12 protein-coding genes and 1 other RNA gene are annotated in these 15,944 nt (G+C 73.5%); 2 read left to right on the forward strand and 11 right to left on the reverse strand.

The window, feature by feature from the left end; genetic code table 11:
• Window positions 1–115 precede the first annotated feature (115 nt).
• The 6 genes from ssrA to ftsE all read right to left on the reverse strand — a co-directional run bounded on the left by ssrA (window position 116) and on the right by ftsE (window position 5,579).
• Window positions 116–488: a transfer-messenger RNA gene (ssrA, locus tag AC060L_RS11110) on the reverse strand.
• A gap of 103 nt (window positions 489–591) precedes the next feature.
• A complete protein-coding gene (locus tag AC060L_RS11115) occupies window positions 592–1,884 on the reverse strand; it encodes an alpha/beta hydrolase (protein ID WP_483798462.1) in 1,293 nt (430 codons plus the stop codon).
• A 109-nt stretch (window positions 1,885–1,993) separates the two neighbouring features.
• Window positions 1,994–2,482 (reverse strand): SsrA-binding protein SmpB, encoded by a 489-nt coding sequence (smpB, locus tag AC060L_RS11120; protein ID WP_483798463.1) that lies wholly within the window; start codon window positions 2,480–2,482, stop codon window positions 1,994–1,996.
• A gap of 67 nt (window positions 2,483–2,549) precedes the next feature.
• Entirely contained in the window at window positions 2,550–3,773 is a 1,224-nt protein-coding gene (locus AC060L_RS11125; RefSeq protein ID WP_483798464.1) for a S41 family peptidase, read from the reverse strand.
• Between the two features lie 116 nt (window positions 3,774–3,889).
• Window positions 3,890–4,804 carry a permease-like cell division protein FtsX gene (gene ftsX / locus AC060L_RS11130; protein ID WP_483798465.1) on the reverse strand — a complete coding sequence of 305 codons (915 nt, stop codon included), beginning with the start codon at window positions 4,802–4,804 and terminating at the stop codon, window positions 3,890–3,892.
• Window positions 4,805–4,889: 85 nt separating this feature from the next.
• Complete coding sequence (gene ftsE / locus AC060L_RS11135; protein ID WP_145905956.1) at window positions 4,890–5,579, reverse strand: cell division ATP-binding protein FtsE; 690 nt, start codon at window positions 5,577–5,579, stop codon at window positions 4,890–4,892.
• A gap of 379 nt (window positions 5,580–5,958) precedes the next feature.
• Here ftsE and AC060L_RS11140 point away from each other — a divergent pair, with 379 nt between their 5' ends.
• Window positions 5,959–6,153, forward strand: coding sequence for a hypothetical protein (locus AC060L_RS11140; protein WP_483798466.1), 195 nt, complete (start codon window positions 5,959–5,961; stop codon window positions 6,151–6,153).
• Window positions 6,154–6,267: 114 nt separating this feature from the next.
• Here the strand turns inward: AC060L_RS11140 and prfB are convergent, their stop codons facing one another.
• The 3 genes from prfB to AC060L_RS11155 form a co-directional block, all read right to left on the reverse strand.
• The gene (gene prfB / locus AC060L_RS11145) at window positions 6,268–7,389 is read right to left on the reverse strand and encodes a peptide chain release factor 2 (RefSeq protein WP_483798467.1); all 1,122 of its coding nucleotides are present in this window, start codon (window positions 7,387–7,389) and stop codon (window positions 6,268–6,270) included.
• Window positions 7,390–7,598: 209 nt separating this feature from the next.
• Window positions 7,599–8,942, reverse strand: coding sequence for a serine/threonine-protein kinase (locus AC060L_RS11150; RefSeq protein WP_483798468.1), 1,344 nt, complete (start codon window positions 8,940–8,942; stop codon window positions 7,599–7,601).
• Window positions 8,943–9,111: 169 nt separating this feature from the next.
• On the reverse strand, window positions 9,112–11,148 hold the full coding sequence (locus AC060L_RS11155; protein ID WP_483798507.1) for a serine/threonine-protein kinase: 2,037 nt from the start codon (window positions 11,146–11,148) through the stop codon (window positions 9,112–9,114).
• A 305-nt stretch (window positions 11,149–11,453) separates the two neighbouring features.
• Between AC060L_RS11155 and AC060L_RS11160 the strand changes: the two genes are divergently transcribed.
• Window positions 11,454–14,222, forward strand: coding sequence for an FtsK/SpoIIIE domain-containing protein (locus tag AC060L_RS11160; RefSeq protein WP_483798469.1), 2,769 nt, complete (start codon window positions 11,454–11,456; stop codon window positions 14,220–14,222).
• Here the strand turns inward: AC060L_RS11160 and AC060L_RS11165 are convergent.
• Window positions 14,213–15,223 (reverse strand): CU044_5270 family protein, encoded by a 1,011-nt coding sequence (locus tag AC060L_RS11165; RefSeq protein ID WP_483798470.1) that lies wholly within the window; start codon window positions 15,221–15,223, stop codon window positions 14,213–14,215. The genes AC060L_RS11160 and AC060L_RS11165 overlap by 10 nt on opposite strands.
• Window positions 15,220–15,837: an RNA polymerase sigma factor gene (locus tag AC060L_RS11170; protein WP_483798471.1), complete on the reverse strand. Its 618-nt coding sequence runs from the start codon at window positions 15,835–15,837 to the stop codon at window positions 15,220–15,222. Before AC060L_RS11170 ends, AC060L_RS11165 begins: the two co-directional genes overlap by 4 nt.
• Window positions 15,838–15,944 lie beyond the last annotated feature (107 nt).

A 15,944-nucleotide genomic window follows, 5' to 3' on the forward strand; every position in this document is an offset into this window, starting at 1 on the left:
GTGCACCGGGGGGCGTGGCCGCAGCGGGAGGCGGGCCGGGGGCTGGGCCGAGAGGCGAGCCGGGGAAACACGAAGGCCGCCCTCCGGGAGGAGGACGGCCTGCATGCACATGGGATGGTGGAGATGCCGGGAATCGAACCCGGGTCCAGTGGAGTGGATTCAGGACTTCTCCGAGCGCAGTCCGCTGTGCTTTTCTCGGCCCTGGCAGTCACGCGGACAAGCCGCCAACAGGCCCAGTTACTGTTTGGTTTCCCAGCCGCCCCCGTAACCGGGGCGGACGGTTCAGTTCCCTAGATTAAGCCAGGATCCGGGTCGGGAACTCCCACGGTCTGACTCCTTGGCTACTCGCTGCTCAGGCAGCGAGCGCGAAGGTCGCGCGCTTAGTATCGGCGATTATTTTTTTGCGGCATATGGTTAACGAGATCATTGCCGCGTTCCTCGGCTCGCTTCTCCTGTTTCGACTTCCCCTGTCGAAACCGATCATCCCCATGTTTTTTTGAGAAACAACTCCCGGCCGGGACGGGCCCGGCGGGCGGTGCTGTGCCCATGGTACGCGCCCCGCAAGAGGGGGTCCAGCTCATTACGCCGTGCTCACGCCCCGGTGGGGCTCGGCGCGGCCTTCGGCGCCGGGTGCGGACCGGGCGTGCCCAGCTGCTGGGACAGCCAGGGCAGCGCGTCGGCGAACGCCTCGGCGCCGAACTGCCAGACGTGCCGGCCAGGTTGAACCGTCACCGAGGCCTTGATCCCGTCCTTGCGGGCCGCCGCGTCGAGCTCCTTGGCCTGCGCGATGTGCTGGGCCTCCTGGTCGCCGCTCTCGAACCAGCCGGAGACGTTCCGGTACTTCGTGTGGTGGGCCAGCACGGTCATCGGGTCGTGCGCCGCCCAGGCGGCCGCGTCGCCGCCGTAGAGCTTGTCGATGGTGGACTGCTTGTCCCCGATGTTCGGCCCGAGGTCACCGGAGATGTCCTCGAAATGGTCGAAGACCTGCGGGTGCTCGACCGTCAGGTCGATCGCGCAGGTGCCGCCCATCGACCAGCCGACCACGCCCCACTTCCTCGGGTCGGTGGCGGTGCCGAAGGTCTTCTCGACGAACGGCGGAATGTCCTTCACCAGATGGTCCTCGGCCTTTCCGTTCGGGCCGTCGACGCATTCGGTGTCCACCTTGAAGCCACCGGTCGCGTCCGCGAAGACCAGCACCGGCGAGAAGCCGTTGTGCGCGGCCGCGTAGGTGTCGGCGGTCTGCACCGCGTCGCCGGCCCGCACCCAGTTGTCCGGGGCCGAGTACTCGCCGCCGATCATCTCCAGCACCGGCAGCTTCGGCCGGACCTTGCTGCGGAACCAGGCCGGCGGCAGGTAGACCAGCTCCTGCCGGTGCGCGAAGCCGCTCGCGGTGTCCGGTATGTCCACCTGGACGATCCGGCCCGTGGTGGTCCGGCCGGTGAGCGAGCCGAGCTGGGCGAGCGACACCTGCTGCGGCAGCGGGGCGCCGGTGAGCTCGCCGATCGCGTCGGCCATCGTCGGGTAGTAGCCGGTCGAGGCGTTCAGCGCGTTCGCCCCGGCCACGATCGCGAGCAGCCCCGCGACCGGTGCCAGCGCGCGCCGCCACCAGCGGGCACCGCGCCAGCCGAACACCAGCACCGTGAACGCGGCCACCGCGGCGGCCAGCCAGAGCCAGAGCGCGAACGGCAGCGGGTCGGTGACCCCGCCGACGGTCACCGCGAGCAGGCCGAGCCCGGCGGTCAGCGCGGCCGCCACGGCGAGCGCGACCGGTGCCCGGCGCAGCCGCCAGCGACGGTCCCGCCAGCCGATCGCGGCCACCAGCGCGACCGCGGCGGCCAGCTGGATCGCCCACGGGAACCAGCCGTCCAACAGGGAGACGTTCATTCCCCGGATGGTACTGAGCGAACCTTGGCGTCCGGGTCGGTACGGAGCCTCCGTACCGAGCTTGGGACGAATCCGCGACAGTACGGCGGTGCTCAGCCCTGCCGGCCGCTCAGCCCTGCCGACCGCCCTGGCGGCGGCGGACGGCGGCGACCGCGCGGGCGGTCTCGCGGGTGTCCTGCTTCTCGCGCAGCGTCTGCCGCTTGTCGTAGAGCTTCTTGCCGACCGCGAGCGCCAGTTCCAGCTTGACCCGGCCGTCCTTGAAGTACAGCGACAGCGGGACCAGCGTGTGCCCGGTCTCCTTGGTCTTGGCCTCCAGCTTGCGGATCTCCATCTTGTGCAGCAGCAGCTTGCGCTTGCGCCGCGCCGAGTGGTTGGTCCACGTCCCCTGGGTGTACTCGGGGATGAAGACGTTGTCGATCCACACCTCGCCGCCCTGGGTGTAGGCGTACCCGTCAACCAGGTTGGCCCGGCCCTCGCGCAGCGACTTCACCTCGGTACCGGTGAGCACCATCCCGCACTCGTAGGTGTCCAGGATGGTGTACTCGTGTCGCGCCTTCTTGTTCTGCGCGATCAGCTTCTGTCCCGTTTCCTTTGCCATAGCGCCGATCATTCTCGCACCTCGGCGGGCGGTGCGGCAGCCGGTTTATCCTCCGGCGCCCCACTGATCAGCGCGTGGCCGGTCCACCCAGGCCGGTGAGCACCCGCAGCGCGAGCCGCCCGGCGCCGGCCGGATCGGGCGCGCTGACGTCGGGCAGCAGCCCGGTGCCGTCCGGGGAACGCCCGCCGGGCGTGAAGTAGCGGCCCACGGTCAGTTCCAGCACCGACCCGTCGGCCAGCCGGCTGGGCTGCTGCACGGTGCCCTTGCCGAAGGTCCGGGAGCCGACCACGACCGCCCGGCAGCGGTCCTGCAGCGCCCCGGTGACGAGTTCGGCGGCGCTCATGGTGCCGCCGTCCACCAGTACGACCAGCGGCGTCGCGGTGTCGCCGCCGGGCGCCGCGGTCAGCTCGCGGCGCTCGCCGTGCACCAGGTAGGAGGCGACCGGGCCGCCGTCCAGGAAGACCGAGGCGGTCGCCACCGCCTCGGTGACCAGGCCGCCGGAGTTGCCGCGCAGGTCGAGCACCACGCCACGGGCGGGCGCCCGGCGCACCGCCGCCCGGACCTGCTCGCCGACGCCGCTGGTGAAGGCCCGCACGGTGATCCGCAGCACGCCGGCGGCCGGCTGGTCCACCGTGACGTCCTGGGCGGCCAGCACGGTCCGGCGCAACGTCACCTCGCGCGGCGCACTACCGGACCGCCGCAGCGTCAGCCGGACCGGCGAGCCGGGGCCCGCGGCCGGCCGGGCGGGCGCCGGCTCGCCGGCCTGCGGCAGGCCGCTCGGCGCACTGCTCCACGTTTCGGCTGACGCGCGGTCGGAGCGCCCGCGCAGCCGGGCCACCACCTCGGTGACCGGCAGCCGGTCCACCGCCGCGCCGTCCACCGCGAGCAGCCGCATCCCGACCGCGATGCCGGCCGCGCGGGCCGGGCCGGCCGGGACCGCCGAGACCACCGTGCTGCCGTCCTGGGCCCGTTCGACCGAGAGCCCGACGCCGAGGTACTCGCCGTCCAGGCCCTGGGTGAAGGCCGCGTAGTCCTCGGCGCTGTAGTACGCGGCCCAGCGGTCGCCGCCGGCCGCGACCAGCCGCTCGGCCTGCGCGGGAGAGAACGCCGAGACGTCCGGGCCGGTCGCGGGCAGCACGTCCACCGAGACCGCCCGGCCCACCACCGAGGCCGGGGCCGCGCCGCCCCAGGCGCCGGCGAGCGCGCCGCCGAGCAGCACCGCGCCGAACAGCAGGGTGAGGGTGGCGCCTTGGCGTACCCGCCGCGCGCCGGGTCCGGTCCGGACAGCCATGGGACGGCAGTCTAGGCGCCCGGTGCCCGGGTGCGCTCCGTGTTCGCAAAACGGCCGGCCGCTCACCAGGGGTGAGCGACCGGCCGTTTCGGATCAGGCCAACCGGCCTTGCCGGATCAGACCTTGAGGTACTTGCGCAGCGTCAGGAAGGCCGCGATCGCCGCCATCGCCATGCCGGCCACGATCAGCAGCGGGATCACCTGGAGCACCGAGGAGAGCCCGATGAACTGGATGAACTGCACCTTGGCGGCCAGCCAGTGCTGCACGCCGAAGTTGCCCAACAGCAGCAGCCCCGACGCCAGCACCGCGCCCAGCAAGGCGGCGAACGCCGCCTCGGCGATGAACGGCATCTGCACGTAGAAGTTGGAGGCGCCGACCAGTCTCATGATCCCGGTCTCGCGCCTTCGGCTGAACGCCGAGACACGCACGGTGTTGACGATCAGCAGCAGCGCGACCGAGAGCATCAGCACCATGATCACGAACGAGGCCGTCTGCAGACCGTTCAGCAGGCCGAAGAGGTTGTCCAGGATCTTGCGCTGGTCCTCCACCGAACGCACGCCCGGCTGACCCGCGAACGCGCTCTGGATCACGTCGTAGCGCGTCGGGTCCTCCAGCTTGACCCGCCAGGAGGACGGGATGGCCTCGGCACCCAGGACGGCGACCAGCGCGCTGTCCGGGTTCATGTCCTTCCAGTGCTTGTACGCCTCCGCCTGGGTCTCGAAGGTGGCGTTCTTCACGATCGCCGGCGTCATCTTGTCCAGGCCGGCCTTGATCGCGGCGATCTGGTCGTCGGTCGCCGCCCCCGAGGCGCACTGCGGCGCCGTCTTGGCATCCGCCTTGGTGCAGAAGTAGATGCTCACCTCGACCTTGTCGTACCAGTACCCCTTCATGGAGTTGACCTGGTCACGGACCAGGAGACTGGCCCCGGCGAGAGCGAGCGAGAGCGCGACACTGACCACGACCGCGATGGTCATCGTCAGGTTGCGGCGGAGACCGACACCGATCTCCGACAGGACGAACTGGGCGCGCATGGCTTCTTCTACTCCAAGATCAGTGCTGGTGGTCCGGGGGCGGCGTCGGCCGAACAGGCCCTGGGATCAGTGCTGGACAGCCAGATCAGTGCTGGTAGCCGTAGACGCCGCGGGCCTGGTCACGGACCAGCAGCCCCTTGTCGAGCTCGATGACGCGCTTGCGCATCTGGTCGACGATGGCCTGGTCGTGGGTGGCCATCAGCACCGTGGTCCCGGTGCGGTTGATCCGGTCCAGCAGCTTCATGATGCCGACCGAGTTCTGCGGGTCCAGGTTTCCGGTCGGCTCGTCCGCGATCAGCAGCATCGGGCGGTTCACGAAGGCGCGGGCGATCGCGACGCGCTGCTGCTCACCACCGGACAGCTCGCCGGGCATCCGGTCCTCCTTGCCGCCGAGGCCGACCAGGTCGAGCACCTCGGGCACCACCTTGTTGATGGCGCTCTTCGGCTTGCCGATGACCTCCAGCGCGAACGCCACGTTCTGCGCCACGGTCTTGTTCGGCAGCAGGCGGAAGTCCTGGAAGACGGTGCCCAGTTGACGCCGCATGTGCGGCACCTTCCAGTTGGACAGCTTGCCCAGGTCCTTGCCGAGCACGTGCACCTCGCCGGTGCTCGGCCGCTCCTCGCGCAGGCACAGCCGCAGGAACGTGGACTTGCCCGAGCCGGACGAGCCGACCAGGAAGACGAACTCGCCCTTCTCGATCTCCAGCGAGACCTCCGACAGGGCGGGGCGGTTCTGCTTGGGATAGGTCTTGGAAACGTTGTCGAATCTGATCACGGCTGCATCACGGAGGCCATCCTAGGTGGAGTCCCGACTGCCCCGGTCCGGCCGGGGGCGGACGGTGGGAGCGGGCCCCGAGCGGCTCCCCCGGCTTGGGACCATACGCGACCCGGATGGGGGCCCGCAGGGTACGTCCACGAAACAGCGAAAGGATTGTCCGCTCTTGTGCTGAAATGCCGGAAAAATTGCGAGCCATGTCACAGCGAGCGCCGGAAGACCCGCGCTGCGTCGTCACCGATGTGACTATTGCGACCGATATGGTCGGTGAAGTTCGCGGGCCCGGGCGCCGGAAGCCGCAGAACCTGGCAGAGTAGAGGGGCGACCGGAACCAAAGCCCCACCCGGTGCGTTGGCTGTAGCAGCAAGGAGGAGATCGCATGACGTGCGACCATCTGGTGTGCGCCAACTGCGCCGGCCGCGTGAGCGACGGCCGCTGCCCGGTCTGCCGAGCCCAACGGGCCCGGCTCCAGGAGCAGCAGAACCCGTTCGCCGCGCTTTCGCCCGTCGCGCTGCTCGCGCTGATCGCGGGGCTGCTGGCGGTGGCGATGATCTGCCGGCAGGCACTGGCCTGAGCACCAGCACGAACCTGACCACGAACGACCCACGAACCACGAGCGCAACACCACGAGCGCAACAGAGCGGGCCCCGGACGCGTCGTCCGGGGCCCGCTCTCCGTTCCGGTGGAACTACTTCGCGGCCTGCGCGGCCTGCTCGCTCTGCTTGCGCCAGCGGATGCCCGCCTCGATGAAGGCGTCGATGTCGCCGTCCAGCACCGCCTGCGGGTTGCCGACCTCGTACTCGGTCCGCAGGTCCTTGACCATCTGGTACGGGTGCAGCACGTACGAGCGCATCTGGTTGCCCCAGGAGCTGCCGCCGTCCTTCAGCGAGTCCATCCGGGCCTTCTCCTCCTGGCGGCGCCGCTCCAGCAGCTTGGCCTGGAGCACGTTCATCGCCGAGGCCTTGTTCTGGATCTGCGAGCGCTCGTTCTGGCAGGAGACCACGATGCCGGTCGGCAGGTGGGTGATCCGGACCGCCGAGTCGGTGGTGTTGACGCCCTGGCCGCCGGGGCCGGAGGCGCGGTACACGTCCACCCGCAGCTCGCCCTCGTCGATGTCCACGTGGTCGCTCTGCTCGACGACCGGGAGCACCTCGACGCCCGCGAACGAGGTCTGCCGGCGGCCCTGGTTGTCGAACGGCGAGATCCGCACCAGGCGGTGGGTGCCCTGCTCGACCGAGAGCGTGCCGTAGGCGTACGGGGTCTTCACGCTGAAGGTGGCGGACTTGATGCCGGCCTCCTCGGCGTACGACGTGTCGTAGACCTCGGTCGGGTAGCCGTGCCGCTCGGCCCAGCGCAGGTACATCCGCATCAGCTGCTCGGCGAAGTCGGCGGCGTCCACGCCACCGGCCTCGGCCCGGATGTTCACCAGCGCCTCGCGGGCGTCGTACTCGCCGGAGAGCAGCGTGCGGACCTCGAGCTCCTCGACGGCCTTCTTGACCGAGGCCAGCTCGTTCTCGCCCTCGACCCGGGTGTCGGCGTCGTCCATCTCCTCGGCCAGCTCGAACAGGACGCGGACGTCGTCGATCCGGCTGCGCAGGTTCTCGACCCGGCGCAGATCGCCCTGCAGGAAGGAGAGCTTGCTGGTGACCTTCTGCGCGTTCGCGACGTCGTCCCAGAGGTTGGGGGCGGCTGCCTCCTCCTCCAGGCGTTCGATGTCGGCCCGGATCTTGTCCAGGTCGATGACGGCCTCGATCGACCCCATGGTCGTTTCGAGGTTCTTGAGCTCTTCGGAAGGATCGACGGCTGCCACGCCACCAGCCTAATGGTTTGCGAGCGGGACCGGGACCGGGCCGGTCCCCTACGGAGCTTCCGGGCGGTCTCCGGGCCCGCGTCACCCGCTCCGCCGGTGCCGCTCAGCCGGCCACCCGACGGCCGTCAGCCGGCCTCCGGGGGCCTCAGCCGCTCTCCGGTGCCGTCCCAGCAGCATCCCAGCGGCATCCCAGCGCCGGGCGCCCGGCCTCAGGCCCCGGCCACCGGCGCCCCGGCGTCGGCCGGCCGGTCGCCCGAGGCCGGTCCGGGCTCCGCGGCAGCCACCGACGTCACCGATGCCACCACCGCCGCCGGCCGCCCGGCGCCGTGCCGGTCACCGTGGTGCCCGCCGCCGAAGGCCGCGAACGCCGCGGCGGCGCCCGCCAGCAGCAGCACCACCGCGATCAGCACCGCGAGCTGGCGCCGGCGCCGCACCAGCGCCCGCCGGCCGCCGCGCTGGGCGCTCGGCGCCGCCCGCTGGGCGCGCGACTCGGCGGCGTAGCCGGCCAGCTCCTGCGGGCTCGGGCGGCGCAGGCTGGTGTGGGTGTCCCGGGTGGAGTCGGGCGCCGGCGTCGGCACCAGCGGGACGGCCGGCCCGCGCCGGCGGCGGTGCGTGCCGGTGCCGGTGTCCGCCTCGGCGTAGACCGCCTCGCCCGGGGTCAGCTGCTCCTCGGCGTCCGGCCTGCGGCCGTCGGCACCGGCCTGCGCGGGCAGCGCCAGCGGCGGCAGCCCGGCCAGCGCCGGCAGCTGCTCGCGCAGCCGGTCGGCGAGCTCGGCGGCGCGCAGCCGGGAGGCCGGGGCCTTGGCCAGGCACTCGGCGATGATCCGCCACAGGCCGTCCGGCAGGCCCGGGACGGGCGGCACGCTCTCAGTGACGTGCCGGCGCAGCACGGCGCCGGTGTGGCCGCCGCCGAACGGCGTGAAGCCGGCCAGCAGCTCGTAGAGCACGGTGGCCAGCGCGTAGATGTCCACGGCGGCGCGCGGCTCCAGCCCCTCGATGATCTCGGGGGCCAGGTAGTCGGGGGTGCCGATGATCCGGGTCGCCCTGGTCCGGCGCGGTGCGTCGACCAGCCGGGCGATGCCGAAGTCGGTGAGCTTGGCGCGCGGCGCCCCGCCGGGCCCGGGGGGCGCGGCCAGGTCGAGCATCACGTTCTCCGGCTTGACGTCCCGGTGCACGATCCCGGCGGCGTGCGCGGCGGCCAGCCCGTCCGCGACGTCCGCGATCACCGAGACCGCGTCCTGCGGCGAGAGCACGCCCTCGCGCTCCAGCCGGGAGCGCAGGTCGGTGCCGTGCACGAGCTCCATCACCAGCGCCAGGTCGGCGCCGTCCACCACCATGTCGCGCACCCCGACGACTCTCGGGTGGTCGAGGCTGGTCAGCGCGGCGCGCTCCTGGACGAAGCGGCCGACCAGCACCTGGTCGGTGGCCAGGTCCTCGCGCAGCAGCTTGACGGCCACCGGTCCGTCGGGGCCCTCGCCGAGCCACACGGTGCCGGCGGACCCCCGGCCGATCACCTGGTGCACGGTGTACCGGCTGCCGATCTTGCGTGCCAATGCTGCTCCGTGGGCGGCGGGGAGCGCTCCCGGGGCCGCCCGCTGGGGCTCGGGAGCGCTCGTAGGTCGGTGCGTCGCGGTCCAACCTACGCGTCCGGGACCCCTCCGCGGGACCGTGGAGGGGTCAATGTCGATAAAGCTCTAATCCTGATCAGCTGGTGACAAGCCGTTATTTGCCGGTGACGGAGTGCCAGGTTCGGCTCACCCAGCCGGTCGTGTCGCTGAACCAGGTGTGCACGTCGTCCCAGTAGTGCGGCAGCGGCGTGAAGTTCCACAGCGCGAGCGCGGCGACCGCCAGGATCAGCAGCACCATCAGGCAGCCCTTGAGGCAGCCCAGGCCCGGGATGTACATCCGGTTGCGGCTGCGCTGGCGCGGCTCGCGGCGCTGCCGGGGCTCGTACTCCGGCTCGCGCTCGCGCTCGCGTTCACGCTCCGGCTCGCGCGGCAGCGGGGGCTCCTGGCGGCGCTGCGGCTCGGCGCGGCGGGCCGGCGCGGGCGGCGGCGCGGCGGCCGGGCGGGCCTGCGGCGCACGCGACTGCGGGGGCTCGCGGTAGTCACCGCGGTCGCCGTAGCCCTGCTCGTAGCCCTGCTCGTAGCCCTGCGCCTGGTCCCGGCGGCCCTGGTACGGCGGCGGCGCCACCGGCGGGCGCTGGCCCGCCCGGCCCTGCTCGCCCCCTCCGGCGGCGCGGCGCGGCTCGGGGCCGGGCCGGGCGGTGCCGGGGGCCGGCGGCGGGTAGCCCTGCGGGGCGTAGCCGCCCTGCTGCGGGTAGCCCTGCTGCGGCCGGCCGGCGGGCGGCTGCGGGGACTGGTACGCGCTCGGCGGCTGGTAGCCGCCCTGCTCCGGGTAGCCGGGCGGCGGGAAGCCCTGCGGCCGGTAGCCGCCCTGGTAGGGCGCCGGCGCCTGCTGCGGGGTCTCGAAGTCCTCCGCGGCGAAGACCTGGGTCTGCTGGTTGCGGTCGCGGGCGGCGCGCAGCTGGGTCTGCCACGGGTGCGGCGCCTCCGGCTGGGCCGGTTCGGCGGGCTGGGCCTGCTGTCCGGCAGCCGCAGGTGGCGCAGGCATCGGCATCGGCGGCATCAGCCGGGTGCGCTCGTCGGTCCCGGCGGCCACGCCGACGGCACCGGCCGCACCGTGCGGCAGCACCTGGGTGGCCGCGGCCGAGTCGTACTGGCCGACCGGCGCCGGCGGCTGGCTCTGGCTCTGGCTGCCGAGCAGCATCGTGCCCTGCTCGCCGGGAACGGCGTTCGGCAGCGTGCTGCCCGGACCGGTCCCCGGCACCTCGGCCGGCTGCTCCTCGGGCAGCAGCAGCCCGCCCACCGCGAGCGCGGCGTCCACCGCGGCCGGCGAGGCGTGCACGCCGACGCCCGCCGCGACGACCCGCAGGCCGTGCGCGAGCGAGGTGGCGCTGGGCCGCTGGGCCGGGTCCTTGCGCAGGCAGCGCTCGACCACCGTCCAGAGCGGCTCGGGCATGCCGGGCGGGCGAACCGCCTCCTGCATCAGGTGGGCCTGGAGCACCTGGATCGGCCCGTCGCCCTGGAACGGCGGACGGCCGGTGACCAGCTCGTACAGCATGATCCCGGCGCCGTAGACGTCCACGGCGGAGGTCTGCTGCCGGCCGGCGGCGGACTCCGGCGCCACGTAGCTCGGGGTGCCGACGAACTCGCTGGTCCGGGTGATGCCCGGGGAGTCGGCCAACCGGGCGATGCCGAAGTCGGTGAGCATCGGGTGCAGCTGCTCACCGCTGACGCCGTCGACGTAGGTGCTGGCGAGCAGCACGTTGGCGGGCTTGAGGTCGCGGTGCACCACGCCGTCGGCGTGGCTGGCGGCGAGCGCGTCGGCGATCTGGGCCATCAGCAGGCTCGCCGCGATCGGGCTGAGCGGGCCGTTGCTGCGCAGGTAGCGGTAGAGGTCGGGACCGTCCACGAGGTCCATCACCAGGGCCAGCAGCTCGCCCTCCACCACCAGGTCACGGACCCGGACGATGTTCGGGTGGTTGAGCCGGAGCAGCACCGAGCGCTCGCGCAGGAAGCGCAGCACGATGTCGGGGTCGGCGGCCAGCTCCTCCTTGAGGACCTTGATCGCGACCTGTTGCCCGGGGCTCAGGTTCGCGACACCGGCGTCCTCCCGTACCCGACCCCGCCAGACGGTGCCCGTGGCACCGCGCCCGAGCGTCTCCTCGAGCAGATACTTGCTGCCTACCGGCCGCACCTGGTGCACGCTCCTCGCCCTACCAAGACCTGACGTCGCCCGCGGGCGATAGCCCGTGTCTGCGGCAACTCTAACCGTGCGGGTCACACCTGAGCCCGATCAGCCGCCGCTGTTCGGGCGCCTTGACCCGAGGCCGCATCGCCTTGACCCGGGTCTGCGTCGCCCCTCAACATGGCGATGATCGCAAGATCGTCAAATCCGGTACGGTGCGCGGACTGTCAGTCCCGGGTGGCAGGATGACGCCTAGCACTCCTGCGGTCCAGCGACTCGACTTGGGTCACGAGCAGAGGGGAACCCCGGGCGCGATGCAGATCCGGCTGACGGTCCTCCGGCCCCGCACGGGTGCCGGTGCGCCCGCGCCCGCCACCGACGTACTGGTCACCGCGCCGGTCGGCACGGCGCTGGGGGCGCTCTCGGTGGCGCTGGCCGGCGCAGCAGGCGTGCGCGGCCCGCGCAGCGCCACCCATGTGCACCTCTACGCCGGTCGGCAGCGGATCGACGAACGCACCCCGCTCGGCCACCCCCCGCTCCTGGACGGCGCCGTCCTCACCCTCGGCGAGCCCGATCCGGAGGCGGACGACGAGCCGCCCGCCCACTCCTCGGACGCCGCCACCGAGCTGCGCGTGCTCGGCGGCCCGGACGCGGGCGGCGTGCACCGCCTGCATGGCCGCCAGGTCCGGCTCGGCCGCTCCAGCGAGGCCGACGTCCCGCTCGACGACCCCGACGTCTCCCGCCTGCACCTGGCGCTGCACCTCGGCGACGGCGGCGAGGTGACCGTCCAGGACCTCGGCTCGACCAACGGCACCACGCTGGACGGCCGCCCGGTCGGCGGCGACCCGCTCCCGCTGCCCGAGGGCGCGCTGCTGCGGCTCGGCGAGTCCACTGTCGCGCTGGCCGCCGCACCCCGGGCTGCCGAGACCCGCGGCACCACCGCCGACGGCCTCGGTCACCTCCAGGTCAGCCCGCCGCCGCGACCGGGCCGACCGGCCGTCCCCGCGGCCGAGCAGCCCGAGCCGCCCGCACCGAGCGGCACCGGCAAGGCCCGCTCACTGCTCTCCCGTCGGCTCGGCCGCACGGCAGGCGAGCCGGCCGAGGCCGACGCCGGCCGGCAGCACCTGCGGGCCCGGCAGCGGCAGGCGGCGGCGCAGCGCGAGCGCTGGCCCGACCCGGCCACCGTGCTGCTCGGCGCGCTCGGCCCCGGCCCGCGCCTGTGGGAGCGGGTGCCCAACCATCCGGACGCGCTCACGCTGCGGCTGGGCACCGCCGACCGGCCCGGCGGCCCCGGCACCGCGCCCGGCACGGTGCTGCCGGCCGTCCCGGTGACCGTCGATCTGCGCGGCGCCGGCAGCCTCGGCCTGGCCGGCCCGCGCGAGCGGCTGTCCGGGCTGGCCAGGGCGCTGGTCGCGCAGCTGGCCGTGCTGCACCCGCCGAGCGGCCTGAGCCTGGTGGTGATCAGCGCCGACCAGGGCAGGCCGGTCGAGGACCGGACCGCCGAGTGGGCCTGGTCGCTCTGGCTGCCGCACCTGCGCCCCGGCCACGGCCAGGACTGCCGGCTGCTGATCGGGCTCGACCCGACCCAGGCCGAGGAACGGCTGGCCGAGCTGGCCGCCCGCCCGGCCGACGACAGCGCCCAGCCCGCCACCGTGCTGCTGCTGGACGGCGATCCGGGGTCCGAGACGGCCCGCCAGGCACTCGCCCGGCTGCTGCGGCACGGCCCGGCCCTCGGCGTCTTCCCGGTCTGCCTGGCCGAGCACGCCGAGCGGCTGCCGGCCGGCGTGGGCGCCACCGCGACCGTGACCGGCGAGGTCGCCACCCGGCTGACGCTGGACCGGCCCACCGCCGAAGGCCCGCGCGAGCTGGTCGAGGACGTCGCGCTGGACGCCGTCTCGATGGTCTGGGCCGAACGGCTCGCCCGCGCGCTGGCCCCGCTGCGCGAGGCCGCCCCGGTCGCCCGCGGCCCGCTGCCGGACGCACTGCGCCTGCTCGACCTGCTCCAGCTCGACACCGTCACCCCCGCCAAGCTCTCGGCCCGCTGGGAGGGCCTGCCGAGCACCACCGGCACCGCGGCCGCCCTGCTCGGCACCACCCGCGACGACCTGTGCACGATAGACCTGGCCGGCCCGGACCCCGCCGAGCAGCAGCACCTGCTGATCGGCGGCACCCGTGGCTGCGGCAAGACCGAGCTGCTGCGCACGCTGGTCGCCTCGCTCGCGGTCGGCGAGCGCCCGGACCGCCTGCAACTGTTGCTGATCGGCGGCCGCGACGGCGAGCTGGCCGGCTGCGCCGAGCTGCCGCACGTCACCACCCAGCTGGACGCCGCCGCCGACCCGCGCCAGGCGCTGCTGACCGCCGAGGCGCTGCTGGAGGAGCTGGCGCACCGCACCGAGCTGCTCCAGGGCCGGGCCTTCACGGCCTGGTACGCCGAACACGCGCTCACCGCCCGCGCCGCCGTGCTCGCCGGCCCACGCCGCGGTGACGCCGAGCCGGCCGTGCCCGCGACGGCCGACGTCCACTCGGCGGGCGCCACCGCGACCGCCACCGCCACCACGACCGCCCCGGCGGCGCTGCCCGCCCGGCTGATCGTCGTGGTGGACGACTACGACGCGCTGCTCTCCCCCACCTCACCGGCCGGCCGCCCGCTGGCCCGCGCGCTGGCCGAGGTCGCCCAGCGCGGCGGCCGCCTCGGCGTGCACCTGGTCGCCGCGACCGGCCGTCCGGAGCTGAGCGCCGGCAGCGAGGTGGACGAGGCCGCGCTCTGGCGGATCGCGCTGCGCACCGACCACCCGGCCGACTCCGAACTGCTGGTCCACATAGACGACGCGGCCGCACTGCCCGAGGAGACCCCGGGGCGCGGCTACCTGCGCCGGCCGGACGGCGCGGTCCTGGCCTTCCAGACCGCCCGGGTCAGCGGCCGGATCCCGCGCACCGCCACGCTGCGCCCCACCGTGGTCGCCCTGGACCCGGCCCAGCTCGGCGCCCCGCCCACCCGCCGCCCGGTCCGCGAGCTCGGCAACGGCCCGACCGACCTCGCCCTGCTGGCGAGCGCCCTGCAACGGGCGGCTACTCAGGGCTGAGGGGTGTCGCCGGCCTGGTCGACGGCGGCCCGCTGGAGCACGGCGGACTGTTCGATCACGTCGCCCGGCTTGCCGTACTGGCCTGCCTTGGTGACCACGTAACGCTCGCCGAGGAACTCGTACGTGGCCGGATCGAAGATCCACTGCCACTGGACGTCCTGCCAGTTCTCGGCCACCGCGATGCCGTGACGTCCCCGGGCGTCGGTGGTGTCCTCGACCAGGGTGACTCCGGGGATCTTCGCGCCGGCCCGGTACAGCGCGGCGTAGAGCGCGGGCGGCGCGATCTGGTCACGGAGCATGAAGCCGATCGCGGAGAAGGCGTTCAGGTCCGTGCTGAAAGCGTGGTCCGAGGCCGTGTCCTGGTAGATCAGCTTCAGCAGGGCATCCGGATCGGTCGGCAGGGTCGCCAGGAAGGCGCAGGTCGGACCGTACACCGACGGGTCGCTGATCGGCTTCGTGGTGGTTCGGACCGACTGCCCCTGGGGGTCTATGGTCAGACCCGGCTTACTGCCGTCCGCCGCAGTCCACTGCTGCACCTCCCGCGGCTTGTCGACGGTCAGCTTGGTGCCCTGCGGGCTCACGAACATCGTGCTGCTCTGCAGCAGGGTCCTCACGTAGGCGAACTGGCCGGGCCCCACCGTGAGCACCGGCTTGCCGGCCGCGACCTCGGCCACCCGGTCCAGCAGCGCGGCCGCGGTTGCGGGCGCTGCCGCGCCGGCCCCGGGCGAGGACGGAGCCGCCTTGCCGCCGCCCGCCGGGCTGCCACCGGACGTCAGGACCAGGGCCAAGGCCAACCCGCCGGCGAGGACCGGCAGTGCCGCCCAGCCGAACCTGCGGCGCGAGCGGCGGGCTGGTGCCGAGTCGGTGCCGGCGGCCGGATCCGGGGTGATCTCGCTCATCAGATGCTCCCTCAGGTGCTGTCGGCGGTCGGGGGAGAGCACCGGTTCGGACGGCGTCGGAAAGCCCTGTCGAAGCTCCGTCAGATCGTCGTTCTCGTTCACGGTGCCTTCTCCTGCGTCGACCGGACCGCGTTCCTGCGGCCGCTCTGTACCTGTCCGGAGCTCCTGCCGAGTTCCAGCTCCTGGGCCGCCAGCTCGCGCAGCTTGACCCGGGCTCGGGACAAGCGGGACCGAACCGTACCGACCGGGATGCCGAGCGCCTCGGCGGCGGCCGCGTAGTCCAGCCCGGACCAGACGCAGAGCACGAACACCTCGCGCTCCGCGCGCCGTAACCGGGCCAGCGCGCGGCTCGCGGCCGCGAGTTCGGCGCCGTCGTCGAGCCGGTCGACCAGCTCGTCGGCGAAGTCCGGCACGGTGTCGCGGACCGGCAGCCGACCCAGCGCGGCGCGGTGCCGGCGGGCCGCCCGGGCGGTGTTGCGCAGCACGTTGGTGGCGATGCCGAAGAGCCAGGGCCGCACGCTCTCGCCCTCCTCGTAGAGCTTGCCGCGCAGCCGCCATGCCTCCAGGTAGGTCAGCGAGACGACGTCCTCGGCGGCGGTCCAGTCCCCGAGGCTGCGGACGGCGTACTTGTACAGGTCGGACGCGTGCTCATCGAAGATCTCCCCGAACGCGCTCTGGTCGCCGGCGCGCAGCCGGGACCGCAGTGACAGTTCCACACCCCTCCCTGTCCGCTCGGCGTGCCGAGTTCCGATCAACGTCAGGAAAACAGAGCGGCAAAAGCGGAGCGGGCCGCACCCGAAGGTACGGCCCGCTCCTCTGTCCC

The organism is Kitasatospora sp. NEAU-69 (assembly GCF_057158765.1).

Bases quoted from the DNA above. Each gene is read 5' to 3' on its own strand.
- AC060L_RS11115 (WP_483798462.1), bottom strand. From the start codon at position 1,884: ATGAACGTCTCCCTGTTGGACGGCTGGTTCCCGTGGGCGATCCAGCTG.
- smpB (WP_483798463.1), bottom strand. From the start codon at position 2,482: ATGGCAAAGGAAACGGGACAGAAGCTGATCGCGCAGAACAAGAAGGCG.
- AC060L_RS11125 (WP_483798464.1), bottom strand. From the start codon at position 3,773: ATGGCTGTCCGGACCGGACCCGGCGCGCGGCGGGTACGCCAAGGCGCC.
- ftsX (WP_483798465.1), bottom strand. From the start codon at position 4,804: ATGCGCGCCCAGTTCGTCCTGTCGGAGATCGGTGTCGGTCTCCGCCGC.
- AC060L_RS11140 (WP_483798466.1), top strand. From the start codon at position 5,959: ATGACGTGCGACCATCTGGTGTGCGCCAACTGCGCCGGCCGCGTGAGC.
- AC060L_RS11160 (WP_483798469.1), top strand. From the start codon at position 11,454: ATGCAGATCCGGCTGACGGTCCTCCGGCCCCGCACGGGTGCCGGTGCG.